The sequence below is a fragment of the Streptomyces sp. NPDC050535 genome (genome assembly GCF_044457665.1).
Lineage (GTDB): Bacteria > Actinomycetota > Actinomycetes > Streptomycetales > Streptomycetaceae > Streptomyces.
Map to the genome: position 1 here is coordinate 506,719 of NZ_JBITHE010000004.1, position 17,949 is coordinate 524,667.

12 protein-coding genes are annotated in these 17,949 nt (G+C 69.8%); 2 read left to right on the forward strand and 10 right to left on the reverse strand.

Annotated elements, in window-relative coordinates:
- Positions 1-51: 51 nt before the first annotated feature.
- From ACIBLC_RS12840 to ACIBLC_RS12850, 3 genes are read right to left on the reverse strand one after another with little or no spacing between them, the layout of a single operon-like run.
- Positions 52-1,086 carry an ABC transporter permease gene (locus ACIBLC_RS12840; RefSeq protein ID WP_399210898.1) on the reverse strand — a complete coding sequence of 345 codons (1,035 nt, stop codon included), beginning with the start codon at positions 1,084-1,086 and terminating at the stop codon, positions 52-54.
- A complete protein-coding gene (locus tag ACIBLC_RS12845) occupies positions 1,079-2,572 on the reverse strand; it encodes a sugar ABC transporter ATP-binding protein (RefSeq protein WP_399210899.1) in 1,494 nt (497 codons plus the stop codon). Before ACIBLC_RS12845 ends, ACIBLC_RS12840 begins: the two co-directional genes overlap by 8 nt.
- On the reverse strand, positions 2,569-3,645 hold the full coding sequence (locus tag ACIBLC_RS12850) for a sugar ABC transporter substrate-binding protein (RefSeq protein ID WP_399210900.1): 1,077 nt from the start codon (positions 3,643-3,645) through the stop codon (positions 2,569-2,571). Before ACIBLC_RS12850 ends, ACIBLC_RS12845 begins: the two co-directional genes overlap by 4 nt.
- A 198-nt stretch (positions 3,646-3,843) precedes the next feature.
- Here ACIBLC_RS12850 and ACIBLC_RS12855 point away from each other — a divergent pair, with 198 nt between their 5' ends.
- Positions 3,844-4,545 carry a FadR/GntR family transcriptional regulator gene (locus ACIBLC_RS12855; RefSeq protein ID WP_399210901.1) on the forward strand — a complete coding sequence of 234 codons (702 nt, stop codon included), beginning with the start codon at positions 3,844-3,846 and terminating at the stop codon, positions 4,543-4,545.
- Between the two features lie 63 nt (positions 4,546-4,608).
- On the opposite strand, the gene ACIBLC_RS12860 is transcribed toward ACIBLC_RS12855, so the two are convergent.
- Genes ACIBLC_RS12860 through ACIBLC_RS12885 form a run of 6 tightly spaced genes read right to left on the reverse strand, consistent with a single transcriptional unit; the run spans position 4,609 to position 14,148 of the window.
- The gene (locus tag ACIBLC_RS12860) at positions 4,609-7,626 is read right to left on the reverse strand and encodes an alpha-mannosidase (RefSeq protein WP_399210902.1); all 3,018 of its coding nucleotides are present in this window, start codon (positions 7,624-7,626) and stop codon (positions 4,609-4,611) included.
- A gap of 31 nt (positions 7,627-7,657) precedes the next feature.
- A complete protein-coding gene (locus ACIBLC_RS12865; protein WP_399210903.1) occupies positions 7,658-9,658 on the reverse strand; it encodes an endo-beta-N-acetylglucosaminidase in 2,001 nt (666 codons plus the stop codon).
- A 29-nt stretch (positions 9,659-9,687) separates the two neighbouring features.
- Positions 9,688-10,935 (reverse strand): glycosyl hydrolase, encoded by a 1,248-nt coding sequence (locus tag ACIBLC_RS12870; protein WP_399210904.1) that lies wholly within the window; start codon positions 10,933-10,935, stop codon positions 9,688-9,690.
- A 38-nt stretch (positions 10,936-10,973) separates the two neighbouring features.
- Positions 10,974-11,885 (reverse strand): carbohydrate ABC transporter permease, encoded by a 912-nt coding sequence (locus ACIBLC_RS12875; RefSeq protein ID WP_399210905.1) that lies wholly within the window; start codon positions 11,883-11,885, stop codon positions 10,974-10,976.
- The gene (locus tag ACIBLC_RS12880; protein ID WP_399210906.1) at positions 11,882-12,853 is read right to left on the reverse strand and encodes a carbohydrate ABC transporter permease; all 972 of its coding nucleotides are present in this window, start codon (positions 12,851-12,853) and stop codon (positions 11,882-11,884) included. Before ACIBLC_RS12880 ends, ACIBLC_RS12875 begins: the two co-directional genes overlap by 4 nt.
- Positions 12,854-12,858: 5 nt before the next feature.
- A complete protein-coding gene (locus ACIBLC_RS12885) occupies positions 12,859-14,148 on the reverse strand; it encodes an ABC transporter substrate-binding protein (RefSeq protein ID WP_399210907.1) in 1,290 nt (429 codons plus the stop codon).
- A 277-nt stretch (positions 14,149-14,425) separates the two neighbouring features.
- On the opposite strand from ACIBLC_RS12885, the gene ACIBLC_RS12890 reads away from it, so the two are divergent.
- Complete coding sequence (locus ACIBLC_RS12890) at positions 14,426-15,469, forward strand: LacI family DNA-binding transcriptional regulator (protein WP_399210908.1); 1,044 nt, start codon at positions 14,426-14,428, stop codon at positions 15,467-15,469.
- Positions 15,470-15,518: 49 nt separating this feature from the next.
- Here the strand turns inward: ACIBLC_RS12890 and ACIBLC_RS12895 are convergent, their stop codons facing one another.
- Positions 15,519-17,858 (reverse strand): alpha-L-fucosidase, encoded by a 2,340-nt coding sequence (locus tag ACIBLC_RS12895; protein WP_399210909.1) that lies wholly within the window; start codon positions 17,856-17,858, stop codon positions 15,519-15,521.
- Positions 17,859-17,949 lie beyond the last annotated feature (91 nt).

Below are 17,949 nucleotides of genomic sequence, written 5' to 3' on the forward strand. Positions count from 1 at the left end.
GCCTTTCGATCGGTGACAGGGGATCCTCGGTGACCGTGCGGGGTCGAGGTGTCAGTCCTGGGCTCGGCCGGTGGTCACACGGGCGATCATCAGGGCGACCAGGATGATTCCGCCGTAGATGGCCTGGATCCAGAAGGACGGCACCTGGGCGAGCGTGAGCAGGTTCTGCACGACGCCGAGCAGCAGCACGCCGGTGAGGGCGCCGAACATGGTGCCCTTGCCGCCGTCGAGGCTGATGCCGCCGATGACCGCGGCGGCGAACACGGTGAAGATCATGTTGTTGCCCTGGTTCGCGCTGATCGCCCCCACGTAGCCGGTCTGCATGATCCCCCCGACGGCGGCGAGGACTCCCGCGACGACGAAGACGCCGAGCATCACGCGCTCCACGCGGATACCGGCGGCCCGGGCCGCGTCCGCGTTGCCGCCGATCGCGTACAGGGCACGTCCGATGCGGTGGTACCTGAGGATCAGGCCCGCGACGCCGAAGGCGACGGCGGCCAGCCACACCGACATCGGGATGCGCAGGAAGGTGGTGGTGGCCAGCGAGAAGAACGAGTCGGGCATCCCGAACAGCGTCTTGCCCTCGGTGGCGCCGACCAGCAGGCCGCGCAGCACGATCAGCATCGCGAGGGTGACGATGAAGGCGTTGAGCTTGAGTTTCACGACCAGGATGCCGTTGAAGGCGCCGACGACACCGCCCACCACGAGCATCGCGAGAATGGCGAGCACGGCGGGGAACTCGGTGCCCCAGCCGGACTGCGCGGCGGGCAGCACCAGGAGTGCGCCGACGGCCGGTGCGATGCCGACGACCGACTCGAGCGACAGGTCGAACTTGCCGGTGATCAGGACGAGCGACTCGGCGAGCACCACCATCGCGAGCGCGGCCGAGGCGCCCAGGATGGAGATCAGGTTGCGCTCGGTGAGGAAGGAGTCGTTGACGAACGCGCCGAGGACGAGGAGCAGCAACAGCGCGGGCACGAGGGCGAGTTCGCGGGCCCGCCGCAGCAGCACCGCCTTGGCGGCGCGGGGGTCGGGAACCCGTACGGGCGTGGCGGTCGAGGCCGACGGGGCCTTCGTGTCAGCCATGGTCCACTCCTTCGATGGAGGCGATCAGCTCGTGGTCGCGCCAGCCCGCCGGATGCTCGGCGACGACGCGGCCGTGGAAGAGGACGAGCACCCGGTCGCAGCGGCGCAGGTCGTCGAGTTCGTCGGAGACGACGAGTACGGCGGTGCCGTCCTCACGGGCGCTGTCCACGCGGGACAGCAGGGACTCCTTGGACTTCACGTCGACGCCCGCGGTGGGGTTGACGAGGACGAGCAGCCGCGGGTCGGAGGCGAGCGCGCGGGCCATGACGACCTTCTGCGCGTTGCCCCCGGAGAGGTCGGAGACGGGCTGGTCGGGGCCCTCGGTGTGGATGTCGAGGCGTTCGATCAGCTCGGAGGCGAAGGTGCGTTTGCGGTCGGTGCCGATGAAGCCGTAGCGGCCGAGCCGGTCGAGGACGGTCATGGTGGCGTTGTCGCCGATGGTCATGCCGGAGACGAGGCCCTGGTCGTGCCGGTCCCGGGGGACGAAGCCGACGCCCGCCCTCAGCGTGGCCTGCACGTCGCCGAACGGGAGCCCCTTGCCGCCGAGTTGCGCCGTGCCGCCGCTCGGTGTGTGGAGTCCGGCGAAGGACTCGGCCAGCTCGGTCTTCCCGCTGCCGCTGGAGCCGGCGAGGCCGACGACCTCGCCGCGGCGGACGGTCAGATCGACGTTCTCGTACGCGTCGGAGGTGAGCCCCCTGGCGTCGAGGACGACCGGCGCCTCCCGGTCCACCTTCCCGGTCTGCACGGACCGTTCGGCGATCACCTCCCCCGCCATGGCCTCCACCAGTGCCGCGCGCGGCAGTTCGGCGACCGGCGCGGTGGTGATCCAGCGTGCGTCGCGCAGCACCGTGACCGTCTGGCACACCTCGTACACCTCCTGGAGGTGGTGCGAGATGAACAGGAAGGTGACGCCGGAGTCCTGGAGTGCGCGCATGCGGGTGAAGAGCCGCTCGATCTCGCGGTTGTCGAGCTGAGCGGTCGGTTCGTCCAGCACGATGAAGCGGGCCCCGAAGCTCAACGCCCTTGCGATCTCGACCATTTGGCGGTCCTCGACCTTGAGGTCGGCGGTCCGCGCCTCCGGGTCGACGTGCACGTCCCAGGTCTCCAGCACCTGTGCCGCCTCGGACCTCAGCCTGCGCCAGCTGATGAAGCCGCCCCGGCCCGTCGGCTGACGGTTGATGAAGAGGTTCTCGGCGACCGTCAACTCCGGTACCACGGTGGGCTTCTGATAGACGCAGGCCACCTTGCGGCGCCAGGCGTCCCGGTCGGCGAGCGGGGGCGCCGGTTCGCCGTCGAAACTGACCGTGCCCTCGTCCGGGGCCTGGAGGCCGGTGAGGACGGTGACGAGGGTCGACTTGCCCGCGCCGTTGCGGCCGACGAGGGCGTGGGACTCACCGGGGAACACGGTGAGCCGGCCGTCTTGGAGAGCGACGGTGGGGCCGTACCGCTTGGCCACCCCCCGTGCCTCCACCAGTGGTGTACTCATCCGACCGTGTTGCCCCAGAGCGACGTGTCGTCGACGTTGTCCTTGGTCACCAGCGGCGCGGGCAGCTGGTCCTCGAGGATGCCGCTGGGCAGCTTCACGATCTCGGAGTCGTGGTCGGTCGGGCCGGGCTTGAAGGTCTTCCCCTGCATCGCCGCCTTGATGTAGTACATGCCGTACTTGGCGTACAGGTCGGCGGGCTGCGAGACGGTGGCGTCGATCTGGCCCTTGCGAATGGCGTCGAACTCCTGCGGGATGCCGTCGTTCGAGACGATGGCGATGTGGCCCGCCTGGCCGACCGTCTTCAGCATGCCCTTGGACTTGAGGGTCTGCAGGGTGGGCGCGAGGTAGACGCCGCCCGCCTGCATGTAGATGCCCTTGATGTCGGGGTTGGCGTTCAGGAGGGTGTCCAGCTTGGAGGCGGCGGTGTCGGACTCCCACTTGGCGGGGATCTCCAGGACCGACAGCTTCGGGAACTTCTCCTTCACGCAGGTGCGGAAGGCCTCGGAGCGCTCACGGCCGTTGACGGACGCCAGGTCGCCCATGATCTGCACGACCTTGCCGGACTTGACCTGCTCGCCGAGGTATTCGCAGGCCTTCTCCCCGTACGCGACGTTGTTGGCGCGTACGACCATGGCGACCTTGCCCTTCTCGGGCGCCACGTCGACGGCGACCACGGGGACGCCCTTGCGCTCGGCCTGGTCGAGCCCGGCGGCTATCGCCGCACTGTCGAGGGGGGCCACGACGATGCCCTCGACGCCCTGGTTGAGCTGGTTGTTGATGTCGGTGATCTGCTGCGACGGGTCACTGTTGGAGTTGACGGTCTTGAGCGCGTTCACACCCTCGGACTTCGCCATCTTCGGCACGTAGTCGTTGTACGACTGCCAGAACGGCGAGGTCAGCAGGGGCAGGATCACCCCGACCTTGCCGTCGCCGTCGCCTCCCGAGTCGCCCGAGGCGACCGTGTCCTTGGTGCTGCCGCAGGCCGCGAGCATGAGGGTGGCGCAGGCGGCCGCAGCCGCCGCACGCACCGTTCGCGACGAGATTCGCGTGTTCCGCACAGTTCTGCCGGCCATCTGACGGCTCCTCATTGAGCGAGATCGAGCAGGACGGGTGGCCGGAGGGTCCCTCTTCCAGCCGCCGCGCCGAATATTTATCAGACCACTTCGGGGTCACAACACCCCTTGACGCCAAAATTTCCTGACTTTCGGCCGTAGTGGTCGGACCACTTGGCTGGTTAGACTGCGGCGCACCCGGCAACTGGAGGAGATCGCGTGGACGAGCCCGCCCGGCAGAAGGGCACCGTGACGCAGCGCGCCATCGACCGGATCAAGGAGATGATCCGCGAGGGGCGGCTGGAGCCGGGGCAGCGGCTGCCGACCGAGCGTGATCTCGCCGCCCAGCTGGGGATCTCCCGCAGCTCCATGCGTGAGGCGATCCGCGCGCTCACCGTGCTCGGGGTACTGGAGGCGCGGCACGGATCGGGCATCTACGTCACTCAGTTGGAGGCCGGGGACCTCCTGGAGACCTTCGGCGTGGTGGCCGATCTGTCCCGGGGTCCGCGACTGGTCGAGCTGCTCGAGATCCGGCGGATCCTCGAGTCGACGGCGACCGCGCTGGCCGCCGCGCGGATCACCGAGGACCAGCTCGCCGATGTCGAGAAACACCTGGCGGCGATGAACGCGACGGACGACCCCGAGGAGATCCTCGCGCACGACCTCGCCTTCCACCGCGCCATCGCGGGTGCGGCCGGGAACGAGACGATGGCGGCCATCCTGGAGGGCCTCTCCTCCCGTACCTTCCGGGCCCGGGTCTGGCGCGGCTACCAGGAGGAGGGGGCCTTCGAACGGACCCGGCGCGAGCACGCGGCGATTCACCGGGCTCTCGTCGCGCACGACCCGGAGGCGGCCAGGGCGGCCGCCGCCGCGCACGTGGGCGAGGTCGAACAGTGGCTGCGGTCCCAGCTCACGCCGTAGCCGGGACCGCCCGCATCGATCGAGCCGCGATCGCTTCGGCCCGTACTGGGCGCCGGGGGTTCCTCAGGCCCGGGTCAGTCGCAGCGTCACCAGCTCGAAGGCCCGCAGCCGCAGGGTGAGGCGGTCACCGTCCCGCTCGGGGGCGGCGGCGTCCGCCAACGGCCGCTCCAGCAGGTCGGTCACCGTGACGCCGGCGAACCCGAACCCGGGAGTCAGCGTGGCGCGCGTACGGGCGCCGCGTGACTCGTGGAAGCGGACGATCACGTCGCCGCTGCCGTCGTCGGCCAGCTTGACCGCCGTGACGACGACGGCGTCCTGGTCGACGGTCACCAGCGGCGCGACCTCCCCGGAACCGGTCACCCGCCGCTCCGGGAGGTTGATCCGCCATCCCTCGCGCACCGCGTCCCCGATCCCCGCGCCGGGCACCAGCGCGTGCCGGAAGCGATGGACACCCTGGTCCGTCTCGGGGTCCGGGAAACGCGGGGCGCGCAGCAGCGAGACGCGCACGGTGGTCGTCGTGCCGGAGTCGGTGTCCCGGACGGTCCGGGTCACGTCGTGGCCGTACGTCGAGTCGTTGACGAGTGCGACGCCCCAGCCCGGTTCCTCGATGTGCACGAACCGGTGGTTGCACGCCTCGAACTTGGCCGCCTCCCAGCTGGTGTTGGTGTGGGTGGGCCGGTAGAAGTGCCCGAACTGCGTCTCGGACGCGTAGCGTTCGGCGTGCACGTCGAGCGGGAAGGCGAGCTTCAGGAACTTCTCCGTCTCGTGCCAGTCGACCTCGGTGTCGATGCCGAGCCGCCGCTCCCCCGCCGCGAGCGACAGCACCTGGGTGACCCGCGACGCGCCGAAGGACCGTACGACCCGGACCGACACGCCGTCGTCACCGGGCACGACCTCGTCGGCGTCGACCAGGTCGGTGACCGTGTTGCGGTAGAACTCGTCGACGTCCCAGGCATCCCACATGTTGGGGAAGTCGGGGTGCAGTTGGAGCAGGTTCGCGGCCTGGCCGGGCGCGATCGTCTCCCGGTCGGCCTCGATGTCGTACGCCGACACGACGAGTCCGCGGGCGTCGACGGCGACCCGCAGCAGCCCGTTGTCGAGGACGAAACCGCCGTCGGCGCGGGGTGCGAGCGCGGCGCTTCCCTCGATGGCCGCGGTCCGCGCGCCGCCCGCGGGGACACCGTCGCGCAGGTGCGGCGCCGAGTTGAAGACGAGGGCGGCCGAGCCCTCGCCGGCCAGCGCGCGCTGGGCCGTGTCGATGATCCCGTCCAGCTCGGCGGCGAGGCGGTCGTAGGTGGCGCGTGCCTCCCGGTGCACCCAGGCGATGGAGGAGCCAGGCAGGATGTCGTGGAACTGGTGGAGCAGCACCGTCTTCCAGATACGGTCCAACTCCTCGTACGGATAAGGGGATCCGGTTCGCACGGTCGCGGTCGCCGCCCAGAGTTCCGCCTCGCGCAGGAGGTGTTCGCTGCGCCGGTTGCCCTGCTTGGTCCTCGCCTGGCTGGTGAGCGTGGCGCGGTGCAGTTCGAGGTACAACTCACCCACCCAAACGGGGGCGTTGGGGTACTCGGCCTCGGCCTTCTTGAAGAACTCCTCCGGCGTCTCCCACACCACCGTCGCGGAGCCTTCGAGATTCCGCAGCCTGGCCGCCTTGGCGACCATCTCGCGTGTCGTGCCGCCGCCTCCGTCGCCCCAGCCGGTGGGCGCGAGGGAGTGCCGGGCAACGCCCTTGTCCTTGAAGTTGCGGGCGGCGTGGGCGATCTCGCTGCCCTTCATGGAGCAGTTGTAGGTGTCGACGGGCGGGAAGTGCGTGAAGATGCGGGTGCCGTCGATGCCCTCCCACTGGAAGGTGTGGTGCGGGAACCTGTTGGTCTGCGACCAGGAGATCTTCTGGGTCAGCAGCCACTTGGATCCGGCGGCCTTGATGATCTGCGGCAGTCCGGCGGCGAAGCCGAAGGTGTCCGGCAGCCAGGCCTCGTCGTTCTCGATGCCGAACTCATCGAGGAAGAAGCGCTTGCCGTGGACGAACTGACGGGCCATCGCCTCCGAGCCCGGCATGTTCGTGTCCGACTCGACCCACATGCCGCCCGCAGGCACGAACCGCCCGTCGGCGACTGCCTTCTTCACCTTCGCCCACACCTCGGGCCGGTGCTCCTTCACCCACGCCCACTGCTGGGCCTGCGACATGGCGAAGACGAAGTCCGGTTCGTCCTCGATGAGCGCGGTCATGTTGGAGGTCGTCCGGGCCACCTTGCGGACCGTCTCCCGCAGCGGCCACAGCCACGCCGAGTCGATGTGCGCGTGTCCGACGGCGCTGATCCGGTGCGCGGAGGGCACGGCGGGCTCGGCCAGCACCCCGGCGAGCCGTGAACGCGCCACCTCCGCTGTTCCGTTGACGTCCTGGAGGTCGACGGCGTCGAGCGCCCTCTCGACGGCACGCAGGATGTCCCAGCGCCGCGCCGACTCCACCGGCAGCTCGGCCATCAGCTCGCCGAGCACCTCCAGGTCGAGGACGAGCTGCCAGACGGTCTCGTCGAGGACGGCGAGATCCATCCGCTCCAGCTTGTACTGCGGTTCGCTGCCCGCCGTCTCCTTGTCGCCCAACTGGGTCGGCAGGAAGGGGTGGTAGTCGAGGATGACCGGGTTGGAGGCCGCCTCGATGTGCAGCCGGACCTCCTCGCCGCCCTCGACGGGTGCGCCGACCCGGACCCACTGGTTGCGCGGGTTGAGACCCTTCACCGGAGTCCCGTCGGGCCGGTAGACGAGTCCTTCGCACTGGAAGCCGGGCATGTTCTCGTCGAAGCCGAGGTCGAGCAGCGCCTCGACGGTGCGGCCGGCCCACGCCTCGGGGACGGTGCCGGTGACGCGGAACCAGCTCGTGCCCCACGGAGCACCCCAGCGCGCGCCCACCTCGATCGGCTCCGTCGCGGCGGCCAGGCCCTCGGCCACCGGGACCGGCTCGCCGGGCGCGTGCCACACCGCGACCTGGAGCGGTACGGACTCGGGATACACGGCGGGACGGATGCGCTCGTCGAGAACGCGCTTGAGACGGGCTTCGACCAGAGTGCGGTCGTCATGCATGAGAGTGCTCCGTGGGGTGAGGTGGTGCCTGCTACCAGGTGTGGGTGGTCGTGGTGGGTAGGGAGACGGTGAACAGCTCCCCCACCGCCCGCAGTTCGAACCGCGCGGCCGTCTCCCCCTGCTCGGGGACGAGACCGCCGACGTAGAACGCGCGCTGGCAGGTGCCGCCGAGGAAGCGGCGGGTGCCGTCGGGGAGAGTCCGGTACAGCTCGTAGTGGCGCACGGGTCCCGGGGCGCCTTCCCAGGCGAAGCGCAGGCTGCCCGCGTCGGAGTCCGTGACGCGCAGGCCGGTGGGCGCGGCAGGGGTCACCACCGCGTCCCGGACGGCGAGGCCGCCCAGCCGCCAGCGCACCGGCCCGCCGGTGGCGGTGAGCCGCACGCCCAGCGCACGCACCTCTCCCGGCAGTTCCGTCAGGTGCACGGTCGAGGTGCCCCAGTCGGCGCCCGCGCTCACCGGGAAGTACGTGTACGGGGGCGCCCCGCCCGCGGCGTCCGGTTCGGCGGTGGCGACGGCGAGTTCGACCCGCACGCTTCCGGAGACGGCGCGGTGGGTCAGCTCGACCACCGTGTCCGTGCCCAGTGGCAGCCGGGTCGCGTACAGGTCAAGCGTGGTCGGGGCGTCGAGGGCGCCGTCGACGAGGACGCTGCTGCCGCCGCGCCAGGCGTCCGCGAAGTCGAAGGTGACGGCGGGGCGTTGGCCGGTGGTCCGGGTGACCCAGCGGCGGGACGGCAGCCGGTCCTGGAGACCGAGGTGGTTCCAGGCCGTCGCCGAGGTCGCCGTGCCGTCCTCGTACCACTTCAGGCCGTGGCCGGTGTTGAAGGTGCTCGCGAAGGGGACGGTGGTGACGGTCGAGCGGTCGGCGACGGAGAGGGCCGGTGCGCGCCAACTGGCCGTGGTGTTGGGCCTGGCGGGGTCGAGGGAGGCGCCGGTCCAGAAGAGGTCGTCGGCGGCGTGGAAGTCACCGGGCGTCCGGCCCGCGGGCAGGTGGTTGCGGGTCCACTCGGGCCGGTAGAAACCGATGGAGGTGACGTGGGCCGCGGCGGTCGGCACGATGGCGTTCCAGTTGACCGATTTGCTCGTACCGCTGGCCTCCACATCGACGCCTGTCCACAACTCGTAGCGGTTGCGTCCTAGTTGCTGCGCCAGCGTCCCTGACGAGGCGAGGCTGCTCTGTGACCAGCGGAAGTCGATGAACATGGAGTCGGCGGACTGGAAGAACGTCTGGTTCTGGCTGTTCAGCGCGCCCTGCCAGCTCACCGAGCCGCCGACGGTCATCGAGTCGTACCAGGTGACGCGCTGTCCCTTCGCCGTGCCGAGCGCCTTGAGCTCCTTCAGGAAGCCGAGCATGTCGGTGGCGAGCGCCGCGTTGCCGCCGCTCGTCTCGGCGTTCACGAACCAGCCGTCGAAGCCGTACGCGTCGGCCACCGCGACGAGTTGGGCGGCCAGCGGGTAGTGCCCGGCGGAGTCCTTCTGGACCAGGTCGCGGGTCCACTGGAGCTGTCCCCCGTAGGCGACCGGCGGCAGGAAGACATTGCCGAGGACGGGTACGCCGTGGCGGTGGGCCGCGTCGACGATCGGCGCGTTCGGGGCCAGGATCAGTCCCTCGCCCGACGAGCCGCCCCAGAAGACGAGTTCGTCGACGTACGCCCAGTGGGTGAGCGCGTAGTAGTCGGCGTCGGCCGCGCCCTGCGAGGGGTTGCTCGCCGTGGGGCCGAAGGAGACGAGGGACTGGATACGGGCCTGGCCGTCGCGGGCGGTCGTGTTCGCCGGGGTAGGTGTGAAGCGCGCGGCGAGCGGCACGGACGCGGCGTTGAACGCGAGGTCGGCGTCGTTGGCGGCGCTCCAGCTCTTCAGGGCGCGCCAGGTGATGCCGGTGCCGGGGGTGCCCGAGGGCAGCGAGTCGGGGTACCAGTAGGAGGCGTAGGGCTGGAGGTCTCGGGCGGCGGCCGCCGCGGTGCCGGAGAGGCCGGGGGCGAGTCCGGCGGCGACGCCTGCTCCGGCGAGCAGGACGGTGCGTCTGCTGAGGTTCACTGTGTGCTCCGTGTGGTCGTGGGGACGGGCTACTCGGTGACCTGATCAGGTGTGACGACTTCGGTGATGCCACGGGCCGCGAGGTGTTCCCTGTCGTCGGCGCGGCTCGCGAGAACGGTGGTGGGGCGGGCCCCGTCGGCGGTCAGCCGGGCGAAGGCCTCGAAGACCTGCCCACCAGGGGCACACACGGAACGGCCTGGCGTGATGTCGACCGCCAGGGCCGTGGTCCGGGGTGCGGGGGGCCCGTACGGACCGCCGGGGTCGCGCTGTTCCCCGATGATCCGCGCGATGGTGCGACCCGCGGGCTTGGCCTGCCGGTCGTTGGTCAACAGGCCGAGGCTGTATTCGAGTTCGGGAAAGTCGGCGAGGTCGCGGCTGACGTCGTGCGAGCACCACCAGGTGATGCCCCACACGTCGGGGCAGTCCAGGGCGTTCGCGACGGTCGCCTCGGTGAACGCGGCCGCGTGCCCGGCCTGGATCAGCGGAGCGGGCGCGCCCACCTCCTGGAGCCACACCGGCCGGCGCGGATCGTCGGCCCACGCCTTGGAGAGCTCGATGAGGTACGCGGCGTGGTGCTCGGTGGCGACGCCGGTACGGCCGTGGCGCTGGGCCGTGCCGTTGAACACCCAGGAGTGCACGGCCGTGACGGCGCCGAGCCTGGCCGAGTGCTCGGGCGTGAACGGCTGGTCGTCCTGGTACCAGGCGGCGTCGTAGGAGGCGTGCAGATGCAGTTTGCCCGGTGCGCCCTCCTCGCAGGCGGCGAGCAGCCGTCGCAGCCAGGCCTCCGCCTGCCCGGGCGTGATGCGGTCCGGGTCGGGATGCGGGCCCGCCGCGAACTGGTTGACCTCGTTGCCGATCGTCATGCCGATGAAGTTGGGCCGGTCGGCGAGCGCGGCGGCGAGCACCCGGAGGTAGTCGGCCTCGCCCTCGACCACCTCCGGGTCGGTGAAGATGTTCCGCCGGTGCCAGGTCTGGGTCCACGCGGGCAGGAAGTCGAAGCTCGACAGGTGCCCCTGGAGGCCGTCGACGTTGACGTCGAGTCCGCGTTCGGCGGCCGCGTCGGCGAGCGCGAGCAGTTGCTCCACGGCGCGCGGGCGGATCAGGGTGCGGTTGGGCTGGAAGTAGGGCCAGAGCGGGAAGACCCGGATGTGGTCAAGACCGAGTGCGGCGATCGAGTCCAGATCGGCGCGTACGGCGTCGAGGTCGAAGTCGAGCCAGTGGTGGAACCACCCCTGGCTCGGGGTGTAGTTGACGCCGAAGCGCACGACAGCAGGCATGCGGGATCCTTGCGGGGCGAAGGGGAGGTACGGAGCGGTCAGCCCTTGACGGCGCCCTCGCCGACCCCGCGGAAGAAGTACCGCTGGAGGCAGGCGAAGAGGATGATCAGCGGTGCCACGGCGATGATCGTGCCCGCGGCGACGAGCCGTTCGTCGTTGGCGAAGGTGCCGTGCAGATAGTTGAGTCCGATGGTCAGGGTGAACTTCGAGGGATCGCTGAGCACGATGAGCGGCCACAGGAAGTCGTCCCAGGCGCCCATGAAGGCGAAGATCGCGACGACGGCGAGGGTTCCCTTCACCGAGGGCAGCGCGATCCGCAGAAACCGCTGCCAGGCGTTCGCCCCGTCGACGAAGGCGGCCTCCTCGATCTCGTAGGGGAGGTTGAGGAAGGCGTTGCGCATCAGCAGGACGTTCATGGCGCTGACGCAGGCGGGCAGCACCACCCCGATGAGGGTGTTGTTCAGGCCGAGCTCACGCATGGTGGTGAACTGGGCGATGATGATGCTCTCCACGGGGACCAGCATCGCCAGGATGAAGACGAGGGTGGCCACCCGCCGGCCCCGGTAGCGCATCCGGGCCAGGGCGTAGCCCGCGAGGGCCGACCCGACGCAGTTCGTCACGACGTTGGCGCCCGCGACCTTCAGCGAGTTGAGGGCGTAGTCCCAGACCGGGATGGTCTCGGCGACCCGGTCGTAGTTGTGCAGTGTCGGGTGGCTGGGCAGGAACTTGGGCGTCGAGCTGTAGATGTCCTCGGTCGGGCCCTTGAGCGAGGTGGACAGCTGCCACAGGAAGGGTCCGACGGTGAGGGCGAGTACGGCTATCAACAGCAGGTAGCGCAGGGCGAGTTCCCAGGCGCGTACGCGGCGGCCGTCCTCGTCGGTGACCCGGCGACGGGGCCGCTTCGCCTGCGCCGGGCGCTCGGCGGGACGTACCTTCTCCAGCACGCTCACGTGTCCTCCTTCCGGTCGGCGCGCAGCACCAGCAGCATCAGGGCGACGGTGACGACGAAGACGACGACCGACATGGCGGAGGCGTAGCCGACGCGGCCGGTCAGTCCGGTGCCGGTGCGCTGGACGAGCATGACGAGGGTGGTGTCCTCGCCCGCCGGGCCGCCGTCCGGGCCGGCCATCAGATAGACCTCGGAGAACACCTTGAAGGCGGCCACCGAGGACAGCGCGCCGACCAGCACCATCGTGGAGCGGACGGCGGGCACGGTGACCGTGAGGAAGCGGCGCACCGCCCCCGCGCCGTCGACCGCGGCGGCCTCGTGCAGCTCGCGCGGCACGTTGGCGAGCGCGGCCAGATAAATGATCATGTAGTAGCCGAGCCCCTTCCAGATCGTGACGGCCATGGCGCTCAGCAGAAGCAGCCACTGGTCGCTGAGGAAGCCGACCCTGCCGACCCCGATCGCCTCCAACAGCGAGTTCACCAGGCCGCGTTCGTCAAGGAGCCACACCCAGATGAGCCCGACCACCACGATCGACGCGACCACCGGGGTGTAGAACGCCGACCGGAAGAAGGCGATGCCCGGGATGTTCTTCTGGACCAGCATGGCGAGCAGCAGCGGCAGCAGGACGAGCGCGGGGACGACCCCGAGGACGTACAGCGTGCTGTTGCGCAGCCCGATCCAGAACATGTCGTCGTGCAGCAGCTCGCGGAAGTTGGCCAGGCCGACGAACTCGCCGGGGATCAGTGTCCGGCGGTCGGTGAAGGAGTTGACCAGCGTGGAGACGAACGGATACAGGATGAAGACGCCGATGACCAGTAGCCCGGGGGCGGCGAACAGCCAGGGGCTGGTGGGCAGATGACGCCGCACGCCCTGAGGGCGCCCGGCCCGCGGAGGGCGCCCGGCCCGCGGAGGGCGCCCGGCCCGCGTATCGCGCCGGGCTCCGTCGGAGACGGTGGAAGAGCTGGCCATGTCGGTCAGCCCTGCTGCTGGAGAAGCCGGTCGCAGGCCTTGACAGCGTTGTCAAGAGCTTCCTTGGGGCTCTCCTTGCCCTGGAGGGCCTTGGCCACCTCGTTGCGCAGTTCGGTCTTCATCTGCTCGCTGAAGAGGACCGGCGTGTAGTTCACCGCGTTCTTCAGGGACTTGGCCGCCGCCACCCGCACCCGTGTCACGTCGGTCCCGTCCTCCTTGGTGAAGTACGGGTCGTCCAGGGAGCCCGCGGTGCTCGGGAAGATCGCGACCTGCTTCGCGAACGCCATCTGATTCCGCGCGTCGGTGACGAAGTGCGCGAAGGCGACCGCGGCCGGGGTGCGCTTGGTCCGCGAGTTCACCATCACGCCCATCACGTACATGTTCACCTTGCCGGTGCTGGTGATCTGGTCCGTGATGCCGATGTTCTTGTAGAGGTTCGGCGCCTGCTTCTTGAAGTTCTCCAGGTCCAGGGCGCTGCCGGGGTTCATGGCGACGGCCCCGGTGAGGAACTTCTTGCCGGACGACTCCGGGGTCGCGGTCAGCGCCTGCGAGTCCAGCGCCTTGGCGTCGTACAACTCCTTGTACTTGGTCAGGAGTTCGATGCCCTTGGCGTCGTTGAAGGCGAAGGCGGTGCCTTCCTCGTTCATCAGCTCGACGCCGTAGCGGCCGAAGTCCTCGATGGTGGGCACGTTGGCGAGCGTGGCCACCTTGCCGTCGCTCTTCTCGGCCAGCTCCAGCGCGTTGCCGAAGAGTTCGTCGTACGTCGTCGGGGGCTTGGCGGGGTCGAGCCCGGCCTCCTCGAAGAGCGACTTGTTGTAGAAGAGCGGTCCGGTGTTGAGGTACCAGGGGAAGGCGTAGGTCCCCGTCATGCCCGGTATCTGGTGGCTGGCCCAGGCGCCGTCCAGGTACTCCTTCTTGTACTTCGAGGCGGCCTTGTCCAGGTCGAGCGCGAACCCGGCCTTGGCGAGCGGCGCGACGAGGTCCGGCGAGACGTTCACGACGTCGGGCAGGGTGCCGCCCGCCGCGTCCGCGCTGATCTTGTCGGCGTAGCCCTCGGCCGGCTGGTCGATCCACTTCACGTGCGTGTCCGGGTACTTCTTCTCGAAGTCTGCGATCACGCCCTCGAAATACGGCTTGAAGTTGGCCTGAAGGTTCCAGGTCTGGAAGGTGATGTCGCCCTCGACCTTGCCGGAGGCGTCCGTGGAGCCGCTCCCGCCGTCCCCGGAACCGCAGGCGCTCAGCGGCAGGACGAAGGCGATGGCGGCGGCGGCGAGTGCTCTGCGAGGTGTGCGCACGGTGACCGGGCTCCTTTGCACCAGGTTGGCGAACAGTACCGGGGCAGACTTTGCGGGCAACTCGCGGCGCAAGTCAATGGATTAGCGCCAGCTAAAGTCATTAGTGGCACAACGGGGCAGGTCAGGGGCGCATGGTCAGCCTCTTGCAATCGATCACTAATGCGCTTTAGATTGCATCAGCTCAAGCGCATTAGTGCGCGGCGGAGGATGACGTCGAAGGACGTCGCAAGTGGGTCTCGAAAGAACCGAGTGGGTCTCGAAAGAACGGGGAGCAGGGTTGCCAGCCAAGCGGTCTCCCGCGCGCCGGCCGACGATGAAGGACATCGCGCGCCGCGCCGGAGTCTCCGAGAGCGCGGTCTCCTTCGCGCTCAACGACCGGCCGGGGGTCTCCGAGATCACCCGCGACCGGGTGCGCCGGGTCGCCGAACAGCTGGGCTGGCGGCCGAGTACGGCGGCCCGCGCGCTGTCCGGCGAGGGCGCCGCCACGGTCGGCTTCGTGCTGGCGCGGCCGGCGGACACGCTCGGCGTGGACTCCTTCTTCCTCCAGCTCGTCTCCGGCATCCAGGAGGTGCTGGCGGAGCGCCATCTCGGCCTGCTCTTCCAGGTGGTGGAGGACGTCACCGCCGAGTGCGCGGTCTACCGGCGCTGGTGGGCCGAGCACCGGGTGGACGGGGTACTGGTCGTCGACCCGCGTGTCGACGATCCGCGCCCGGACCTCCTCGACGAGCTCGGCCTGCCCGCCGTGGTCATCGGCGGCGTACCGGACGCCCGGCATCCGGGGCTGTCCATCGTCTGGGCCGACGACTCGGCCGCGATGGCCGCGCTCGTGGACGAGCTGTACGCGCTCGGCCACCGCCGGATCGTGCACATCGCGGGGCTTCCCGGGCTCGCCCACACCGAACGCCGGATCCGTACGCTGCGCGCCGAGGCCGAGCGCCGGGGACTGACCGAGGTCCGCTCGGTGCCCACGGACTACTCGGACGCGGAGAGCGCGGCCGTCACCCACCGCGTCCTGGAGAGCGGTACTCCGCCGACCGCGCTGGTCTACGACAACGACGTGATGGCCGTCGCCGGGGTGGCCGCCGCCGCCGAGCTCGGTTTCTCGGTGCCGGGTGACGTCTCGGTCGTGGCCTGGGAGGACTCGGCGCTGTGCCGCATGGTCAAGCCGTGGCTGTCCGCGCTCTCCCGCGACACCGTGGAGTTCGGCCGCACGGCCGCGCAGGAACTGACCGCGCTGATGGACGGCGGTCCGGCCCGGACGGTGCAGGTGCCGGTGCCGCGGCTGATCGAGCGGGACAGCACGGGGCCCCGCGGAGCGTGAACAGGGCCGGGGCGGAGGTCAGTCGCGACCTCCGCCCCGGCCGCCGGGGTCAGCTCTGCCAGTCCACCTTGAACACCCACACGTGCTGTCCGGCCTTACGGGCGGCCTCGGGCACGTCGATCACCAGCGATCCGTCGCTCACCTTCCAGGTCAGCGGCCGGTGGTGGCCGAGCATGGTGACCTTGTCCCCGGCGCGGATCGGTACCGGCGCGGCGACGGTCAGTTTGCTGCCGGGCGCGGCCAGCGAGTGGATGTAGAAGGCCTTGTTCTGCCTGACCGTGAAGCGGAGGTCCTCGCCGAGTTCCGCCATCCGCGACCAGTACGTCGTGTCGTAGATCGCCTCGCCGTTGGTCTTCAGCCATCGGCCGGTCTCACGCAGTCGGGTCTCCATGATCTCCGGGATCGTGCCGTCGGCGCGCGGGCCGATGTCGAGGAGGAAGTTGCCGTTCTTGGAGACGATGTCCACCAGCGTGTGAACGACCTCCTCGGTGGTCATGTAGGCGTCGTCGGGGGTGGCCCGGTTGTAGCCGTAGCTGCGGGGGTCCAGGCCGCGGCTGGACTCCCACTTGGCGATGACGGTGTTCTCGTACGTCGCGTACTCGGGGGTCGTGAAGTCGTGGAAGCCGATCCCCGAACGGTCGTTGACGGTCACCTCGTACGGCTTGCGCCTGTTCTTGCCGTGGTTGAAGTACTCGGCGAGCACCTCGAGGCTGTCGTTCGCGCCGCCGATGTCGCACCAGATCAACGCCGGGTCGTAGCCGTGGATCAGCTCCAGCAACTGCGGGGCCTGGTAGTCCTTCACATAGTCCTTGCCCGCGGTGTAGCCCGTGTAGGGGAGCGGTTCCAGGGTGTACGGGTTGCGCGGGGCGTGGCCCATCCACGGGTTGTCCGGGTTGAACCACTCGGGCATCGAGAAGTACAGGCCGCGCTTCAGTTCCGGCGTGAACTGCTGCGAGGCGTCGAAGAGTTCGCGGATCAGATCGCGCTTCGGCCCCATCTTCACGGAGTTGCGGTCGGCGAACCCGGTGTCCCACAGGGCGAAGCCCTCGTGGTGTTTCGAGGTCAGTACGTGGTACTCCGCGCCCGCGTCCCGGAACAGCTCCACCCACGCCCGCGGGTTGAACCTCTTCGCCGTGAACATCGGAATGAAGTCGTCGTAGGCGAAGTCCTCGCCGTAGGTCTCCCGGTGGTATGCGTAGACCTCGTTGTCCTGGCTCTCCATGTGGTTCCAGTACCACTCGGCGTACTGCTTGCCGACCGGCGACCAGGCGGGCACCGAGTACACGCCCCAGTGGATGAAGATGCCGAACTTGGCGCGGTGGAACCAGTAGGGCGCCTGATGGCCCGTCAACGAGTCCTCGGTGGCCCGGTAGTCGGGGACTCCGAGGGTCAGCTTGCCGCCGCCGCTGGTGACCTGCCTGCCGCGCCCGCTGACGATCACCTTGCCGTCCTGCGCCGTTCCCGGTGCCGTGCCCACCCGGTTGCGGATGCCGACGCGGACCCGCGCCTGTTCGCCGGGGTCGAGGCGGACCACGCTCGCGGGCTCGACCGTGCGGGCGCCCGGCACCTCTACGCCGACCGACACCCGGTCACCGGCGAGGACGGCGACGGTGCCGGCGTTGACTACGGTGGCCTCCACGCTCTGGGCGCCGCTGGACTCCAGCAGGGAGAAGGTGGAGTGCGCGTCCCGCACGGTCAACGCCCTTCCCTGGGCGGCCGGCTGGAGGGAGAGGGCGAAGACGTGCAGGGACGCCTTGTTCTCCTCGGCGGGGTTGGTGGTCGGCAGGGTCAGGGCGACCGCCTCGCGCGCCGGGTCGATCCAGACCTCCGCCGTGCCGATGCCGACCCGGTGCTCGTCCCTGGCGCCGTCCGGCCGGTAGCGGTACGCCGCCGACAGCGAACCGCCCGACGCATACCAGTCCGAGCCGCCGAGCCCGGCACTCGTCGTGGAGCCGTCCGCGTAGTGCACGGTGGCCCTGCCCGACGCGTTGCCGTAGCTGCCCGCCGTGAGGAACAGGGCGGACAGGTAACTGCCCTTGGGCAGTTCGACGCGCTGTCCGAGGGCGACCACGTTGTTCCTGGCGCCCGCCTCGGCGGACGGGAAGACAAAAGCGATGCCGTCCACCTGGACCGGGCCCGCCGGGAGTTCCTCGCCCGGGAACGTGTACCCCGAGCCGTCGAAGTCGCCGCCGCGGGCGGTTGCGGTGTCGATGGCATCGTTGTCGAAGTAGGCGTCGAGCGGCACGGGTATCGGTTCGGGGACAGGGACCCACTCGCTCCGCCGCTCGTCCAGCGGTCGCGCCTCTGCCGTGGCCGCGAGGGGAAGAGAGGCGGCGACGGCGACTCCGGCCGCGGCTCCCAGTACCTGACGTCTCGGATAGGTGCTCATAACGGCTCCCATTCATCGGATGTCTGATGATCGAGCTGCCGCCAAGGCCTGTCAATGGGGAGCGCAGCAACGAAAGTTGAGCAAGTCATCG

Bases quoted from the DNA above. Each gene is read 5' to 3' on its own strand.
- ACIBLC_RS12860 (WP_399210902.1), bottom strand. From the start codon at position 7,626: ATGCATGACGACCGCACTCTGGTCGAAGCCCGTCTCAAGCGCGTTCTC.
- ACIBLC_RS12850 (WP_399210900.1), bottom strand. From the start codon at position 3,645: ATGGCCGGCAGAACTGTGCGGAACACGCGAATCTCGTCGCGAACGGTG.
- ACIBLC_RS12870 (WP_399210904.1), bottom strand. From the start codon at position 10,935: ATGCCTGCTGTCGTGCGCTTCGGCGTCAACTACACCCCGAGCCAGGGG.
- ACIBLC_RS12895 (WP_399210909.1), bottom strand. From the start codon at position 17,858: ATGAGCACCTATCCGAGACGTCAGGTACTGGGAGCCGCGGCCGGAGTC.
- ACIBLC_RS12845 (WP_399210899.1), bottom strand. From the start codon at position 2,572: ATGAGTACACCACTGGTGGAGGCACGGGGGGTGGCCAAGCGGTACGGC.
- ACIBLC_RS12880 (WP_399210906.1), bottom strand. From the start codon at position 12,853: ATGGCCAGCTCTTCCACCGTCTCCGACGGAGCCCGGCGCGATACGCGG.
- ACIBLC_RS12840 (WP_399210898.1), bottom strand. From the start codon at position 1,086: ATGGCTGACACGAAGGCCCCGTCGGCCTCGACCGCCACGCCCGTACGG.